The following is a 16,324-nucleotide window of genomic DNA, read 5'->3' on the forward strand; positions in this document are numbered from 1 at the left end:
GAGCGATTGTCCTGCACGGTGCGAATATCGTCCAGCTCCACGACCGGACGCTGGTCGGATTTCCGCTGAGCGCCTTCAGATCGCCGAATGGCTCGCGGCTGAGGCGTCCGGGTGATCGTCAAGATATGGTCCTCGTCGAAGGCGATGGCTCGGGGATCGAAGTTATACTCGCGGCAGAAGGCGAAGAACTGCCCGTGCTGCGGGTCGAGCAGATCGCGGCGCGCTCGTTCCGCCCCCACGCTGGTGGTAATGACGAAGACTTCCGAGATGGGGATGCGCTGTTCAACCATCAGCGCGTAGAGCGTCTCGGTGACGACTTGCGGCGTCTGGCCGAGCACAGAGACGAAGATGTGACGGGCGTTACCCCGTCCTTGCAATCGGGCGATGGATCGTTTGCTCTCCTTACGGTGACGCATCATGGTGATCCTCGATGTTTGGCAGGTTCTCGACCGGAATGAACTCCTGACGGCCAAAGTATGGCGCAGGAGCGAGCACGTTGAGTCTGCAACCCAGTGAACGTCCCTTCTCCTCCCTCGAGCAGATGGCGAAGCTTCCGCCCCACAAGCTCGCATCCATAGCTGTGGTGAAAGAAGCAGCGCAACCCGAGACGCGCGATCGAGCGGAGCGCTCGCAGATGCTCAATCGCGGCTGGGCGATGCCCCTTTGCCCCATGCGCTTGCAGCCGTCGCGCGTCTTCTTGTGGTACGCTGCTGGTGTTTCGTCTTGGAGCACGGCGTCTCCAAGAGAAACGAAGATCACTCCCACTGATGGCCGACTTTCGCTCGCTGATCATCGAGGGATGCGGCGAGAATCGCTTCGCAAACCTGACCGGCGTACTGATGCACGCGCTCGGCGCGTTGTTGGTCGAGATGGAGATAGCCGTGCTCCAGATAGGAGAAATTCCGCGCCTGCTGGATGTCTTCCAGACGCTTACGCATGTCTGGATCGAGCGACTGCCCGAGCGCCTCAAGAAGCGCCAGTCCGGTTGAGAGGGTGAGGTTCCGAGGTTCCCGCGTAGCGTTCAGCAGCTCCAGAAAACGCCGACGAACGCTCTCCGAAAGATCATCCCATCGAGGGTGCCAAGGATTGATCCCTCGGTCCAGCAACTGCGCCTGCACGGCGCTCTCGACGGCGCGATAAGCGCGAAGGACGCTATCGGTATTCCGTCCTTCTTCCAGCCGACGCCGACTGTTTTCCAGGACATCGGCCACTAGGAGCAATAAGTCTTCCTGCGCCGCACCCTCGAAAGGCTGCCCATTTTGCGCATTGCGCAGCTTGGGGAGCAGGCGCGCCAGCCGTCGGCTTGGCTCGCCCATGCGGATGAGAACGCGCGCGAGAGGGGCCAAGAGTTCGTTGTCTTCGAGCGTTCGCGCAGGTCCCTGAAGCCGTTGTATGATCTGATTGGCCGCCTCGTAATCGAATTCGTCCCAGTGCCAGAGAGCTTCGATAGCCTGCTTCACGAACTCAGCACGGCCCCGATCGGGGAGAGTGCGGCATAGGAACCGAGCTTCTCGATAACTCGATCGGCGCGCGTTTTGCAGGGCTTGTTGGAGTCTCTCTTCGGTCGCCGTCCGCTCCGATCGCACGACGCGCATCGCCTCACGGACGACGCGCCCATATTCATCGCGCATTCCTCCGCCAGTGTAATCCAGCTCGAGTCGGCCAGAAAGCTCTGCTGTGAGGGCGGCATGAACGACGGCCGCCGACAGCGCTTTCGTTCCTCCCGTGAAATTGACGATGACGCGCTCAGCTTCGACCACTTTGGATTCGGAGAAGATGCGACGTGCTTCCGCAAGACAAACATCAATGTCCTCGGGATCCGCCACCTCGCGCGTCTCTACAGGAATTCCCAGCGCCTCGCACTTTTGCTGCGCTTCGGCGGCCACATCGAAAGGAGACGGCTTTTGCCCGGGAAATGGACGCCCGTAGAGAAGCAGGACCACGGCGGCCTCGTCTTTGACCTCTTCTACCGCCTTGACGATCGGATCAGCCGTCCCGCCAACAGTGAGGATCACGACCGTCGTGCTCATATGTGACCTCCTTTCGGTTGGACGCACACCCAGCCCAACGGGTACATGGGCGCACCGCCCTCGTAGCCGATGCGCCGGGTGTGCGGGAAAATTCCCTCCAAATCCATGCGGTGCGTTCGTGGATTTTCGCCGAGCCGATATTTCTGGCGCAATGCGGTGAACTCTTCTGGCGAGAGCATGCGTCGCAGGAGATCGCCCACGGTTTTGATCTCCCAGCCACCGCCCCAGCCGAGGTTGAGAAGGAATGCGCCTTCGGCGACATCTTTGAGCATCGTCTCCAACTCGGCGTAAAAGTCGGCGATCGGCTGTAGGCCGCGCTCGCGAAAGAAGGCTTGCTCCGCCGTGATGATGGAGCGGGCATAGTCGTTGCACGTGCGGGCGAGCTGTCGCAGCGCTTCTTCCTTCGCTCCTCGGAAATGCAGCTCGCGCTCAGCGGCGTCAGTGAAGAGGAAATCGTCCGTGCGCAGATCGAACTCCAATGTGGTTTCCGGCAGGAGCCATTCGACGAAGACTTTGTATTCGCCGTCCTCTTCTCGCTTTTCAACAAGCTGCGTGCCGCGCTGCGTGTAGGTCCACACGAGACCGATGGCCAATCGCTCCAGGGCAACGGGGCGGGTGTCGCTCACTTGAAGCGCTCGCAGAAGATCATGGTTGGGATCGCGTCCGAGTAAAGCCCGCTCGACCGGTTGCCCGAGCCATTCGCGGCTGCGCCCGAGCGCTTGCAATCGCCGTTTCAACATGTCCCAACGGCGAGTCAGGTCGCGCTCGTTCACACCCACGATCACATAAAGGGCGCGGCAGAGCGCTTCGGCCTCGTCGCCGCCGACCCGAAAGATCTCGGCGAGCACGGCGCGATGTTCATCGGGACGATCGAACGCCCGACGTTGCTCCAGCGCCCTAAATATATCAGGCGCTTTGAGACAGAGTCGCAGATAGCGTATGGCGAATTCCTTTTGGCAAGCGTCATCGTTCACCAAGCGCCAGATGATGGCCGTGCGGATGGCGCCCTTGATCGAGCTACCTGGCAAGTAGGGCTGCCCGTAGACGTCTTTCACCGCTGCGCGGATGGGGGTCTCTAGAGGATCTTGCGGACACGAGAGGTGATACGCAGCGACGTCCGATGGTGCGATCCCTTGCTCGCGCAACCAAACGGACCAGGCGAATGTGCGTCCGCTCATGGCGCGCGTGAGCGCATTGATCTCCACACCCCCCGCGAGCACACGATCGAGATCAATCACGTACCAGCGCTTGTCCCAATAAACGCCGTCAAATTTCGTGAATTGTCGCCCCGAACCCACATGAACCGGGCTGAGGCAACGCAGTATACACTGGGTCCTGCCCATAATATGCTCCTCAACTCAAAGGGCTCGTGCGCGTCGCCAAGCCCACGGGAAAAGCATAGCCGTATCGCCAGACATCGTGAGGGCACACGTCGGGCTTCACGTTGACAAGTCGTCCCGCGCACGGCAGAGGTGGACCGGTGAGCACAGACCCTTCGGCGAACATCCAGACCGTTTTGCGACGCAGATTGGCAGCTTCCGGCGACGTGACCCAGCCACGACGCGGCATCACTTCATAAGCGGCTCCATCTTGCGTCAGACGATCTAGCTCCATGACGTCTTTCGGACAGATCGGCGAAAGAGTGACGAATCGGCTGGCTCCTGGGACATCCGGGAACGTTTCATGAGCGAGACCCTCAATCTCGAACAAGCCGCAGCCAGCTCCGCGCTCGCCGCCCAAGCCGGTATCGCCGAGCACTCGTAGGACGGCATCAAATCTCCGCCGTAACGCTTCGCCATGCTCAGCATTGAACGCGACGGCGAACCACAATCCGGTTCCTCGGGCGAAGAGGACTTCGCCGAGATGCCAGATCTCCGACGCCGCCGTGATTCGATCCAGCGTCACGCGCGGGACGACGGCCGTCTTCAGGAACACGATGTCGCCGGTCATATCATCGGTCCACTCCGCGAGCCGAGTCCTCTCTTCCTCGGTCACCCATGCGATCCCGCCGTTGATACAATCGAGCTTTCGGAAAGTCACCGATTCTCCTCTCACTACAGCCGTGAAGATGCGCTCGGAGACAAAGTGCACGCGCTTGAACGCCTTTTCATCCCCCTCGGCGAGCCTGACGTGTGGCAGTCGCCCAAGCGGTTTCGGGAAGAACCGGACATCACCCGCGTAAGGAAAGGCCGAGGTGAGGAAGAAGGGCTCCGCTCCGGGTTCGCCTTCGGTGAACCAATCGAGCACGTCTCGCCGAAGGGCGTCAATTCCATACAGCTCGCGCCAGGTGGAGCAGAGCGCGGCGAAAAGCGTATCGGCCGGGACATGCATGCGCGTGACTTCCAACCCCACGCCACGCTCGCCGATGCGAAACGGCGAGCGGAAGCGCAATCGGTAGATCGCCAAAGAGGACATGGCTATCCTCCCCGAATTAATTTGCGCAGGCGATCGGCATACTCTGCTAGAGGCAACTGACGCACGTCGTCAACGTTTTCGGCGAGACGGACGATCTCGGCCTCAGCCCCTCCCTCGTAATACTGACGCGACTTGAAAACCACATTGATCTTCTGGAAGCGAATCTTCCCTGCCCCGCGCGATCCGTATCCGCCTAGGTAATCGTCTTCCAGAAGCTCCATCGCTTTGAAGACATAGCGCAACCATTCCAGATCGCGATTGGAGCCTCCGCCATTCAAGTCGTAAAGGCTGTAGACGAATTCGAACGGTGCGAAGACCGCGCCGGCGGGCACGCGCTCGTTCTGACGCGGGACGGCGGCTGCGGTGATGCGATCAATGGCGGCTTCCCACTTTATCTCGGTAAACGGGAGATCGGTCTTCGCTCGACGAAGTCGCTCGGTCGCTTCGTGATTTTGCGCCAGGTACACATCGCGCACGATCAAGCGAGCCGGTTTGAGATTCGTCCAGCCGCGCCGACCTGGCTCGCCTGGCGTCACGCCGAAGATCTGGCAAACAGGACATTCGGCGTACGCTCGTTCATCCTCGCAGACGTGGACGCGAACGACGGGCTCGCGCCGCTGAATGAAATGGTTAGCTTCCTTGCCGAAGTGGCGGTCCAGAAGCGAGCGCATCTTGCCGCGCAGCGACGAGCCGGGGATGTAGGGCTCGCGCGTGACCGGATGTCGGATGATGGGATTGTCAATGCCGCCGATGTCCAGTCCGGCAGCGGCGCCACCGATATGCAATCCGGTGACGGCTTCGATCTCACCGGTGATGATGATTTTTCCTCGAAGCGCGAGAGTGGGCATATCCATTCCTCCTTGTTTCAGCGGCCGCCTGCCGCTTGATGATAGGCGAGGATCGCCTCGAAGAAATCCACAAAGCGGGCGAATTTAGTGGCATCGGTGCCAACTTCGTCAATGGCCCAGGTCAACACATCCTTTAGCTGTTGTGCTCCTTGTTCGTTGGCGCGAGCGGCGGCATAGGCGAGCTTGGGCTTGAGGAGCACAAACTCGTTGGGGTCGAATCCACGGATCTCCATCCGCTTGACCATCCCGTAGATGTTTCGGATCTGGCTGGTCGTGAGGCGACCCTTTTGCAGTTGGGGGCCGAGTCGCTCGGCGAGATCCACGAGCGCTCGTCCGCCGTCGCGGATGGCGCGCTGGACCTCCTCGCGAGAAGGGGTCTGATTCGATGACGATGAACGATCCCGTTGCGGTTGATTTGCTCGCGTCATGGCTTATCCCTCCCTGGTGAGAAGTTCCACCCAGCGAGCGAGAAGGCGCAGCCGGGTGATGAATCCGTTCGGCTCGCGCACAATCGCCTGCTGAAGGCAGTTAATGGTTTCTTGATGAGCAGTGTATCGCTCAGCGAACCGGCTGAGGTGATACACGAGCCGCCACTGCCACTTATCATAGTGGACCAATTCTTCCAATTGCTCGCGGGTGATCTCTCGCCGTCGTTCAGCGCGTCGCCAGCGGGCTCGATTCTCGGCATAGAGGGCGTGAATCTCCATGAGTCGCATGAGGAAAGCACGAGGCAGTGCGGGCGCTGTTTCTCCTGGCCTGAGCATTCTCAGGAGCTTATCCTTCCAGTCGGCGAGGTGAACGAAATCTTCCCATCCCACGGCCGTTTGAAGGAAACTCAGCGCGTCTTTGGATCGTCCGTTGGGACGCCGAAATTCCTTAGCCTCATCGTCAAGCGCGTGTCGGGCGTTCGCGGCGAGCTGATAGAGCGGAAACTTCGGATGCTCGATGGCAATGCCGCCCGAGAGCGTCACGTGATCGCCGCCGACAAACTTGCGGAAGTCGTCGCGAATGCACCGGGCTAGCTCCGGCAGCACGCTCCAGGCGCCCACGATGAAAAGGTCATCGCCGCCGGCATAGATCAAATAGAGCGCATCCTTCCCACCCTGCCGAAAGCCGTTATACTGCTGACACAAGCGCGGCACCCAACCCTCGAAGAAAAGGCGCAGCGATTCGCTCAATGTACTCATGCGTGAGATCGTCGCCTGCCTGCCGAGACCGCTCTTGAAAATGTCTCCCAAGCTATCCACATCCATGCGGAGCACGCCGAGCCATTTCACTCCTTCAGAGGCTTGGGCTAGATCGGCGAACTCGGCGATGACTTCCTGGCCGTGTTCGTTGCGCTTTCTCGGCGTGGCATCGGCGAGCCAGCGGAAATCATAGCTCACCGGCAGATCGCCCCAACGGAAGCGGCGGAGAATGTCTTCAGCGAGGAAATCGGTCGTGTCAAACGTATAGACCGTCGCTGCCGTCGCTCCCGGAGGCTTACGCGGCACGTCCTCGCCCTCATGGACGAGCCACGCCTCCGTGCCAAACGCCCGCAAGACATCACGCCAATCCCCGAGTTCTGGCGGATCGGCCTCGGGCACAGCGAACAGCACAAGGTGAGTCGGATCGCGAAGGAGTCGTCCCAACTCCTCGAATCCCCGACAATGCTGGCATTTGCGCACGCCGTCTTCGATCTCGAGCGCGCCTTCGTTATGACAGACCTGGCAGGTGTCTTCGGCCGTCAGACCGCGCTGCCTGGGAGCGAATAGCTCGTTCAGCATTGCTGTGTCACCGAGATCACGCCATTTGCGCTGCTTCTGCTCGCTGATCCGGCGCGAGACTTCATCCCACTTGTCGGCGAAAGCTTTTCCTCCCGCCTCTTCCTCCAAGAAGTCGATCGCCGCGACCGCGGCACTATCCAGGAGCAAGGCCAGATCACCTCGATGAACTTTCCACAACACGCGGGCGATGCGCTCGCGACACTCTCGCAAGCGCTCAATGGCCTCCCGATAAGGAAGCAAAAGATAGAAATGCCCGCCGCCGACAAAGAGTATATTCGCCGGAGGCAGGCGGAACCGGCGCAGGATCCATTCGGCGATCGTCTCAGTGAGGAGCTGCAAATAGAATGAGCGACCACGAAGCCCTCGGGCGGCTCCACTGCTTGTGAGCAGATACAGGAAATCCTGCGTGCCCGAGATGTCGCCTTTCACCAGCGCGCACACAGGACGCTTGAGCAGCTCCTCTTCGCGCGCGGTCAACGGTGCCTTTTTCCAGCAATTCGTCAGCGCATCGTGTAACGTCTGCAGATCCGATTCGCTCAAACCTTCCCGAACGAGACAGGCAGCAATAGCCGCCGTCGTCTTCAAGTGATGATAGAGCGAGATGTCCGGGATGATATCGCGCCGCGTATCCGAGGGGATCGCCCAGGTGAAGCGTCGCAAGACGGCGAGCAGCGTCCGCCAATCGCCTTGGGGCACGCGCGCGATCTCGCAGATGAACGTCTCCCAGAGGGCGCGATAAGCCACTGCCGACCCGACAGCATCAGGACGAGGAAAGAGAGTCCGCGGATCGAGCGACAGATGAGCCAGCTCATGATATTGGGCAGCATCAGCCGACACGGCGAATAATCGAGAGAAGACCGTCCGCAACGTGGTCTCAGCTCGGCCTCGCGCTCCTTCCTCATCTCCCTCTGCTTCCGCGCGCTCATAGGCTGAAAGACGATCGGCCAGCGAGACTAAAAGCTCGTCGGGGAGAGAGGGAACATGATGCTTGAGAACCAGCCGACGCACCGTCGCCATGTCCAGCGGCCAGCGACCGAGATGTTCCTCCACAAATACGGCGCTGTAGGGTTCGTGACTGTATCGGGCTTCGTTGCGGAGCGGCTCGGCCCAATGGGGCAGGGGTTGTTGCGTCCGTTCGCCGAATTTGCCGATGTCGTGAAGCAGTGCGCCGAGAATGACCGGTTGGTCTCGGTCCATACCCGCGCCCTCCCCGCTCGCGTCGGCGATCAGTATATCACAGATCTCGGCGGCTCATTACCACGAAGTAAGATCGCCAGCAATCTTTCCCACTTCCGGTTCTCCGAGAAGAGCGAGGCAGGAGGCCTCGTGACTCCAGGGCAGCAAATGGACCACCACGCGGCTGTTGATAGAAACCACCGCGCTCGCTTCCGAATCCCGAAAAGATTTCTCGCCGCCCAAAGAGTTGGCCCCAACGCGAGCGTCGTCTGTGGAAGTCCGAGCGCTATTTCAAATGCTTCTCGAACCAGGCCAGCACCCGCGTCATGAAATCGAGTTGATGTGCTCGCTCGGCCACCCCGTGACCTTCGCGCGGATAGGTGACGAACTCCACCGGCACGCCCTTCCACTTGAGCGCCGTGTACAGCTCTTGCGACTGACCGATGGGTACGCGCAGATCAACCGCGCCGTGAATGAGCAGCACGGGCGTTTGCGCTTTGGCAATATGAGCAATCGGCGAGCGCTCCCAGTAGAGAGCGAAATTCTCGTACATGATGGCATTCCAATGGACGATCGAATTCTCCCAGAAGATGTCTGACGTGCCCGTCATGCTGTACCAATTGGTGATCCCCATCCAGACGACCGCAGCTTTGAAGCGGTGACTCGCGTAGGTGGCCGCCCAGGCTGACGCGTACCCGCCGTAACTCCCGCCGCCAATGCCCACGCGCTCTGGGTCTACGAGCCCAATGCGAATCAGGTGATCAATCCCACTCAAAATGTCCTCGAACTCGCGGCCCATGAGATCGCGGTGATCAGCTTTGCTGAAAGCGACACCGCGGCCAATGCTCCCGCGATAATTCGGATAGAACACGACGAACCCGCGTCCGGCGAGCATCTGTCCCCAGCGCGAATACGTGCCGAGCCAGCCATTGAGATCCGCTGCTTCTGGTCCCCCGTGTGGCTGCACCACTAGCGGATACCGACGGCCCGGCTGATAGCCGACGGGTTTGACCAGGACGCCTTCGATCTCCCAACCATCTACGCTCTTCCAGCGAACGATCTCCTGCTCGCCGAGTCGCACGTCGGCTAATTGCGGATTGAAGGTCGTCAGGCGCGTGAGTGGACGATTCGCCGTCGGACCGAAAAAGATTTCGTTCGGATGCTGGGGTGTGTTGGCCGCGATCGCCATCTGCCGGCCATCGCGGCTGAAGCTCGGCGCGGAACCATAAATGATCGGTTGATTGCTGAGCAACTCGCGCCGACGATCGGGGAGCGTGATCGTGTACATGACATTGGACTGACGCTCGATGCTTGTGAAGACAATAGTACTTGGTGCACCCGGCAACCATCCAAGCCAAATGGCCGTGCCTTCATAACCGGCTAAGAGATTTTCCGGCGTGCCGCCCGCCGACGGCACAACGAATACACTGCCGGCATAGGGATCATCCATCGAGGTCGCGCCGAGCCACGCGATCCACCGTCCATCGGGCGACCAGCGCGGATGCGTCAGCTTACCTTCGGTCTTGACAAAGAGTCGCGGCTCGCCGCCATCGGCCGATACGCGCATGAGCTTCACCCGCATGAAGGAATCGTCGACAAGCGGTGTGTCCGCTGCCGCCAGAATAAACTCCCGGCCATCGGGCGACCAATCGAAATCGTGCACGGTGATGTCGCTTCGCGTGACGAGACGGCTCTCGCCCGTTTGGACGTCTACGACATAAAGGCGCGTGTGTTTGTAGTTGCGGTCGGCGATGATCCAATCCCGACCTTCGCGCTCGGCCTGCTGCTCTTCCTTCGTCTTCGGATCAGTGACCGTGTAGGCGATGCGTCGGCCATCGGGCGACCAGCGAAAAGCCTGAACGGAATTTTCAGCTTTAGTGAGCGGACGCGCTTCGCCTCCATCAATCGGGATGAGATAAACCTGCGTGTGAGGCGAGGCCGCGCGTTGCGAAAGAAAAGCAATCCACCGCCCGTCGGGCGACCATTGCGGAGCACGATCGCTCTTGTCGTTGTAAGTGAAGCGGCGTGGTTCTCCGCCACCGGTGGGCATCAGCCAAATTTCAGCGATTGCTGGACCGGGCCCTTCGTCATCGCGCCGACTTCGGTTGACCTGAAACACAACCTGACGCCCATCGGGCGACAGTTGCACATCGGTGATGAACCGAATGCTCAAGATCAGTTCCGGCGTCAGGACCTTCTCTTGAGCGGGAACGCTCAGGGCTAAGGCAAGAACGAAGAAAAGGATCGTGATGAAGGTTCTTCGGATTTGCCGATTGATCATCGCTTCCTCCTTATTGCCTCAGTGTTGCGCAGGCCCCATGCACCTGCGGCATGTGGATTTTTTCATCTCTCGAGGCGAAATGGAAGTCGGAAAACGATCTCCCTCCTCTGGGACGGCTTCTTCCTCTGGGACGGCGCATTCGGAATTTCTCGGCGCGTCTTCAACGCGCCCGTCATTTCTTGCCTCGCGGTGCCGACGTTTCACATCTGGCTACACTCGGGTGGGCGTTTGCAGAGGCCGCTTCGGAGCTGAATCAGTTTAAAAGGCCAAACGTCAGTGAACGGCCACAGCCGGATCCGCTCGATGCAACTCATCAGCCGCTCTGTTGAGACTGATCACAGGTAGTTGGCTTGATTGGGACGCGCTTCAACCACGGCGCGGGTGCCGTCGGCTGGAAGCGCGGCTTAAGCAGGTGCTTACTCTGATGTTCGCGCAAAACGAACGTGGCTTTCCGTAACTACGACAAAGTGGTCTGCCAACTTCGCAGCGTAACTTTCAAGCGATCGTCCGAGGGTAGCGATCTTACTGACCGCCCGTTCATCTTCAAGGCGAAGAAGTATAACGCCCTTATGAGGACGTCGCTCTCGGTACACCTTCTCGCCGAAGTCTTTGTCGTTGGTGATCAAAATCCAATTCTCGGCAAACGCCTTAACAAGCAGCTCATCGTCACTCAAGCCACGCGCTTCTTCGTAGACCGAGAAAACTTCGTGATGTTGCTCCCACAAACCAACGGGCTACCGCTGGACGCGTGCATTCATCCACAAGGAAGCGCATCTACGCGGGCTCCGTCACCAATGGCATAAATGACGTGCTGGCCAGAGATTTTGTGGCAAACAGCAAGCACGCTTGGATGTCTTCGGGCATTAGCCCCTCGTATTCCTGCAGAATCTCGGGAATGGTTGCGCCATGAGCCAGCAGATTCAGGGTCAGTCGTGTCCCTATTAATGACCGGCTTTCCCACCATAACTTTGGGATCGAGTGTCAAACGCTCAAGAAGTTGCATCGTCATTTCATCTCCCGCTCGGATCATATACACAACAGCTCACTCAGCGCAGGGTTGTTGCTGGACCCAGAAAGGACCGCACCAGGAGCGCGCCTGCACGGGACCTCGCGGCTAAGCTGTGGCCCAATGGCCCGGCAATTCCAACCGCGACCCCAGCGAGATGTCCTTCCCGCTCCAGCCTCCGCGCCCGAGTCGTCTACCACGGATCGTGATCGAAAATGGTGATCTCGCCGGTGACCGGCGAGGAGTAGATGAGCCGCCGCGCTTTACCGTGGAGCGCGTGCGCGATCTTCAGGTACATCCAGATGGGTGCCTGGCCGGTGAGAACCACCGCGCGACCTTCTCCGGCCAGTTCCAGCGCCCGCCGTTCGTATTCGGGCAAATCCGCGAGCTTGGCCGCGCCCGAATAAAACGTGCTAAGGTCAATCGTCACGACATCGGGTTCGAGCGTCATCGCTTGTTCGCCTCCAAAAATGCAATTGAGCTGTCCTGTCAACCTCTGTATGCGCTCAGTCAGCGCACTCGCTCCCGATGGCTGCTCATTCATGCCAGCATGATCCACATCGTTTCGGGCTTCCCGAATAGAAGTCCAGAGCGCAACGAGCGATTCCGCCTGATCGTGCGTCCGAAACTTCTCCACATCCGCCGCATCCGGTTGAGCGCCAGTCCATGGATCAGAGCGTTTCCTCTCCTCCGGTTGTTTGCTCCAGGCCAGATAATTGAGCAGGCGCTCGGCTCGTTCGCGGGCTTCGCGTCGAAGCGGATTTTCGAGATCAAGGAGCAGACACGTCTTCGTGACCAAAAGCTCGCGGGCAAGTGTGATGGCTTGGACCAACAGGCCTCGCTCCACATACCAATTGATCATGCGCCGTTGGACGTCGAGGTCATTGGCTGGTGAAGCGAATTGGGAGAGTTCCTGCTTCAGCGCGGGGGCAACGAGCGCGAACGGTTTGGCCCAGTGCGCCGCTTCCTTCAACGCGGCATCCGTAAACTGACCGTCCAGGTACTTAGCTTTCTCCATGACCTCCAGCGGGCGGATGAGCAAAAGAGCTTGCGAAAGCTCATTGACCCGGTCTCCCACTTTCTGAAGCATCGTTGGCATCTTGGTTGTAGTCGAAGACGGCTCGGCTGGCCGTTCGCGCCAGGCTTGAGCTTGAATCTCCCGCAGCATCCGAGAGAGATCGGCTGCCGATCCGCTTCGATGGAAGAGATGAACGGCGGTCAGCCAATCGAGCAAACTCAAAAATGGCGAGAGATCGAACACCGGCGCGCGCCCTTCGCTATCTTTGGCTTCGAATGCGCCGTAGACGATACCACGCAAGCTTACCTTTTTGACCGCCCGAAGATAGGCGACGGCCAGGAAGACGACAAACGGCAGTGAGCGAAATCCATGCGTGATGTCAAAGAGCACTTCCTCGCGCTCGCTCACACTTTCGACGACGCGATCGAAGATGGTCCAAAGTTCATCGGGCTTACTGCCCCAAGGGATTTCAACCGGTTCGGGTTCGATCTTCCCGGCAAGCTTCTGACATAACTCATCCCAATAGCGCGCCCGCGATTGCTCAGTGACGAACACGACCATCTGATTCGGGTGAAAGAACTCATAGAGGGCGATGGGAAAGAGATTCGATTCCACAATCCTTTCAGAGTAAACATACTGGGCCGTCTCATATTTTCCCAATCCGATAAACGTCAACGCTTTCATCGCACACCTCCCACAGGCGTTTCATTTATGCCGGGCTTACCTTTGTCACCTTGCCGTCCGCCGTGACGGCCATCACTTTCACCTTCACCTTTTTGCCCGGCGCATGAGGATAGTAGGGATGCTCAAACGTGACTTCTTGATTCAGTCCGCCGAGCAAGCGGACGGTGACTTTCCTTCCGTCATTAGCGAGGACCTCGGCGTCTACTTTGTCGCCCTGTTTCACAGTTGGTCGAGCGGCTGGCGTAGATGGCTTGGGCGATTTTGGCGGCTTGGGCGAAGCTTCCGCTTTCTGCTGCACAGAGGGAGTGGAAACCGGCGATTTCTTCTCCAGCGCTGGCTTCGCTGCTGGAGCTGGCGCTTGAACCGTCGGCGCTTTCTGCGAGGGAGCTTTTGCCAAAGCCGCCTCTTGGCGCTTTGCCAGTTCTTCCGCCGAGATGCGTCCTTCAGCGAAGTATCCATAGCCGCTAGCCGTCTTGCCGCCGAAGCCGAGCTGCTCAAGCCCACGTTCGAGCCACTCTTGAGCGAGTCGCAACGCCTCGTCCGAGCGAGCTGCGAGCGCAAATCGAAAGATCGGTTTCTCCTCATCACGCTGGCCGACGCCGATGGTCAAGAAATTCACCGGATTCGGACTTTGCCACTCGGTGGGAAGATTGTTCTTTGGATCTCGATAGTAGTCGGGAAAGTGCGGATTCAAGATGTCTACTTCGAGACGCGGCGGTGTGATCGCATACGCATCGAGAAAGATCACATCGCCTTGCTGGTGTTCTTTCGCCTGACGTTCATCCTTGCTCTCGGAGCCGAAGACGAGTTTGATCTTGTCCGCCGGCTGGCCAGTCAACTCCGCCCACGCGCGCGCGACGCCTTTAAGCCCACTTCCCGGCAAATATGGAAAACCGTAGAGCGGATGAAAGGCGAACCCCACTTCCATCGGATGCGCTCCGCCAAGGCCGGAGAGAATCCGCGCCTCAGCCCGCTTGCCGAAAATCGCGGTTTTGTAGCCGTGTTCCCGAAGCGACTCGACCATCCGTTCTTGCCGGTCGAGGCAAGCAGCGTAGGCATCGCGCGGGAAGTTGCCGGCGATGGTTTCGACCTGTTCAAGAAACCAACTCTTGAGACTCCGCTCTCGTTTGCCCTCTCTGAACTTCCCCTCCAGCGTCCATTCGTCATCCCAAATCCAGACGAATTTGTTGAAGAGGAGCCCGATATTCTGCGCCTGCTGATAAAGGGCTTCTGCCAACAACCGGCTATCTTGAGGCAAGGCGAAACGAGGGGGAGGCGGTCCACCCGTTAATTGTGCATCCGCTCTTGCTCTTCTCCCGTTCGGCATACTCACTCCTCCTCAGGTTCTGGCAACACGGCCTCGGCGAAGCGACGCAGCCAGTGGAGATAACTGAGTGCCTCGGTCGTCGCCTGGCGATAGGTCTCGCTCGTCGTGTTGAAGATTCGCTCAATCAGCGTCGGCTGATTGGCGCCGAGCCAGTGAATCTCACGAAAGAGCCAATTCTGAAGGTGAGCGTAGACGATCTCATGGGGATCGTTGGCGTCGCCTTTGCCTTTGGATTTAAGGAAAGCGAGCGTTTGTCCAAGGCCGTTGGTCAAAATCATCACCGGCAGTTTCAGCACGAGGCCGCGATACTTTCTCTTGACATCCGCCGATTTTCGATCCACCGCCTGGACATCGGCCCATGCTGCTTTGGCCCGCTGTTGCTCTTTCGTTTGTTGAAAACTCGCAGTGCTAGCCATTGCCCTGTCCCTCCTTTTGCTGCTCGGATTGTTCCTCCTGCTGGCTATAGAACCTCACGCTGACGATGCCGCGACCGATGGTGGCATCGCCGCCGAGTTGCAGGCGCTGTCCATCAATGCCACGCAAGAATGTGAGCACAGCGGCGGCATCGGCCAATTCGGTTCGATTATCCTTCACCGGATCGTGCGCCAGAACGACCGAGTAAAGAAGCGAATCCGGCGGCAGCGCCTCTTCGTAGAACAGCCCGCCCTTGACGACGGTGCGCTTGTCATTATCAATCTTGATCCGCGCTTGCACTTCGGTGGATAGCTTGACGAAATCTCGGAAGGCGTTGTCGGGAAGCACGAGCAGGCTCTTCGTGATCTTGCTCTTCCAAAACGCATATTCTGATCCAGCGGGCACTGCGTGCTGGGATAGCCAGTTGGCGATGGCCGTCACCTTGTCGTTGCCACGAAACCCGAAAGCGTACTCTTCCAACAGCACTTGACCGCCAGCAGCCACATCAGAACCGCTTTCCACTCCCAGCACCGTTTGATCGTTCGACGGCGTCGGTACAGTCCAATCGAGCGCGACGCCTGCGATCTGCGCATCGCGGCGAAATCGTTCGAGCACGGTCGGCGACGTGCAATAGGCGAAGATGCCTTTGAGCGAGCGAATGGGGAAAAGCAAAATTCGCGCGTCGGTGAACGTCACAGCCGCCGCGAATCCGCTTTCCTCCGAGCCGATCTTGTCTGGCCCGAAGGCGAGTTCGATCTTGCGGTTGTCGGCATTCCCGGTGAATTTGAACTCGAACCACTCGCGCACAGCGCCCTTGATGCCGGAGGCCTGAATCACCGGAAGGTCGGTGTATTTTTCCCGCTGAATGGGTAAGTCAACGACCCCGAGGCTCGTGCCGCTGCCGGCATGAAGCGACGTCTCGGTGTAGAGAAACATCAACGTAGCTTGCTTGAACATAGTCACCATGCTCCTATCACAGAATGCCCGAAACCCTGCCGAGCGGTTTCGGGGAAAGTCTCCAGGATTTCGGAGACAGATTTCTCGTGGAAGGTCCCAATGACTCCATCTGCATTGCCCTCCAGGAGCTTGAAAAAATAGCTGCTTCCGGCAGGGACGAAGCGATGAACAGGTTTGGGGTGTTGTTTGACCAAATCGAACCCGCCGATGCCGAGGGGCTTGCCCAGAGCCGCGGCGATGAGTTTGACGCGTACGTTCCCACAAGAGCCCTCGAGCGTTCGTTCATCAATCCACCTCGGACGCCAGCCGTGCTCGAACAGGGCAGGGGTCACAAGCACCAGCTTGAAGCGACGGCGTTCCTGGATTCGTTGCTCGATCTTCTCCATCGCCAGGGTGACAACC

Annotated in this window: 13 protein-coding genes and 2 pseudogenes; all 15 read right to left on the minus strand. The window is 59.1% G+C overall.

Annotated elements, in window-relative coordinates; genetic code table 11:
* On the minus strand, positions 1–419 hold a 419-nt coding region (locus tag NZ746_00465; GenBank protein ID MCS6815831.1), incomplete at its 3' end, for a CRISPR-associated ring nuclease.
* Between the two features lie 336 nt (positions 420–755).
* Positions 756–2,030, minus strand: coding sequence for a TIGR02710 family CRISPR-associated CARF protein (locus tag NZ746_00470; GenBank protein ID MCS6815832.1), 1,275 nt, complete (start codon positions 2,028–2,030; stop codon positions 756–758).
* Positions 2,027–3,373: a type III-A CRISPR-associated RAMP protein Csm5 gene (gene csm5, locus NZ746_00475; protein MCS6815833.1), complete on the minus strand. Its 1,347-nt coding sequence runs from the start codon at positions 3,371–3,373 to the stop codon at positions 2,027–2,029. Before csm5 ends, NZ746_00470 begins: the two co-directional genes overlap by 4 nt.
* 10 nt (positions 3,374–3,383) lie before the next feature.
* Entirely contained in the window at positions 3,384–4,445 is a 1,062-nt protein-coding gene (gene csm4, locus NZ746_00480) for a type III-A CRISPR-associated RAMP protein Csm4 (protein MCS6815834.1), read from the minus strand.
* A gap of 2 nt (positions 4,446–4,447) precedes the next feature.
* Entirely contained in the window at positions 4,448–5,293 is an 846-nt protein-coding gene (csm3, locus tag NZ746_00485; protein ID MCS6815835.1) for a type III-A CRISPR-associated RAMP protein Csm3, read from the minus strand.
* Between the two features lie 17 nt (positions 5,294–5,310).
* Positions 5,311–5,721: a type III-A CRISPR-associated protein Csm2 gene (gene csm2 / locus NZ746_00490; GenBank protein MCS6815836.1), complete on the minus strand. Its 411-nt coding sequence runs from the start codon at positions 5,719–5,721 to the stop codon at positions 5,311–5,313.
* Between the two features lie 3 nt (positions 5,722–5,724).
* On the minus strand, positions 5,725–8,256 hold the full coding sequence (gene cas10, locus NZ746_00495) for a type III-A CRISPR-associated protein Cas10/Csm1 (protein MCS6815837.1): 2,532 nt from the start codon (positions 8,254–8,256) through the stop codon (positions 5,725–5,727).
* Positions 8,257–8,521: 265 nt separating this feature from the next.
* Entirely contained in the window at positions 8,522–10,516 is a 1,995-nt protein-coding gene (locus tag NZ746_00500; protein ID MCS6815838.1) for a S9 family peptidase, read from the minus strand.
* A gap of 416 nt (positions 10,517–10,932) precedes the next feature.
* Positions 10,933–11,290 (minus strand): annotated as a pseudogene (locus tag NZ746_00505) (DUF5615 family PIN-like protein).
* A pseudogene (locus NZ746_00510) lies at positions 11,291–11,525 on the minus strand (DUF433 domain-containing protein).
* 190 nt (positions 11,526–11,715) lie between these two features.
* Positions 11,716–13,224, minus strand: coding sequence for a TIGR02221 family CRISPR-associated protein (csx2, locus tag NZ746_00515; GenBank protein ID MCS6815839.1), 1,509 nt, complete (start codon positions 13,222–13,224; stop codon positions 11,716–11,718).
* 25 nt (positions 13,225–13,249) lie between these two features.
* On the minus strand, positions 13,250–14,551 hold the full coding sequence (cmr6, locus tag NZ746_00520) for a type III-B CRISPR module RAMP protein Cmr6 (GenBank protein ID MCS6815840.1): 1,302 nt from the start codon (positions 14,549–14,551) through the stop codon (positions 13,250–13,252).
* Positions 14,552–14,553: 2 nt separating this feature from the next.
* Positions 14,554–14,967 carry a type III-B CRISPR module-associated protein Cmr5 gene (gene cmr5 / locus NZ746_00525; protein MCS6815841.1) on the minus strand — a complete coding sequence of 138 codons (414 nt, stop codon included), beginning with the start codon at positions 14,965–14,967 and terminating at the stop codon, positions 14,554–14,556.
* A complete protein-coding gene (gene cmr4, locus NZ746_00530) occupies positions 14,960–15,922 on the minus strand; it encodes a type III-B CRISPR module RAMP protein Cmr4 (protein ID MCS6815842.1) in 963 nt (320 codons plus the stop codon). The genes cmr5 and cmr4 overlap by 8 nt, the downstream gene beginning before the upstream one ends.
* Positions 15,923–15,924: 2 nt before the next feature.
* Positions 15,925–16,324, minus strand: a 400-nt coding sequence (locus NZ746_00535) for a hypothetical protein (GenBank protein MCS6815843.1), incomplete at its 5' end; no start/stop codon positions are given.

The sequence above is a fragment of the Blastocatellia bacterium genome, assembly GCA_025055075.1.
In the GTDB taxonomy this organism is placed as follows: domain Bacteria; phylum Acidobacteriota; class Blastocatellia; order HR10; family HR10; genus HR10.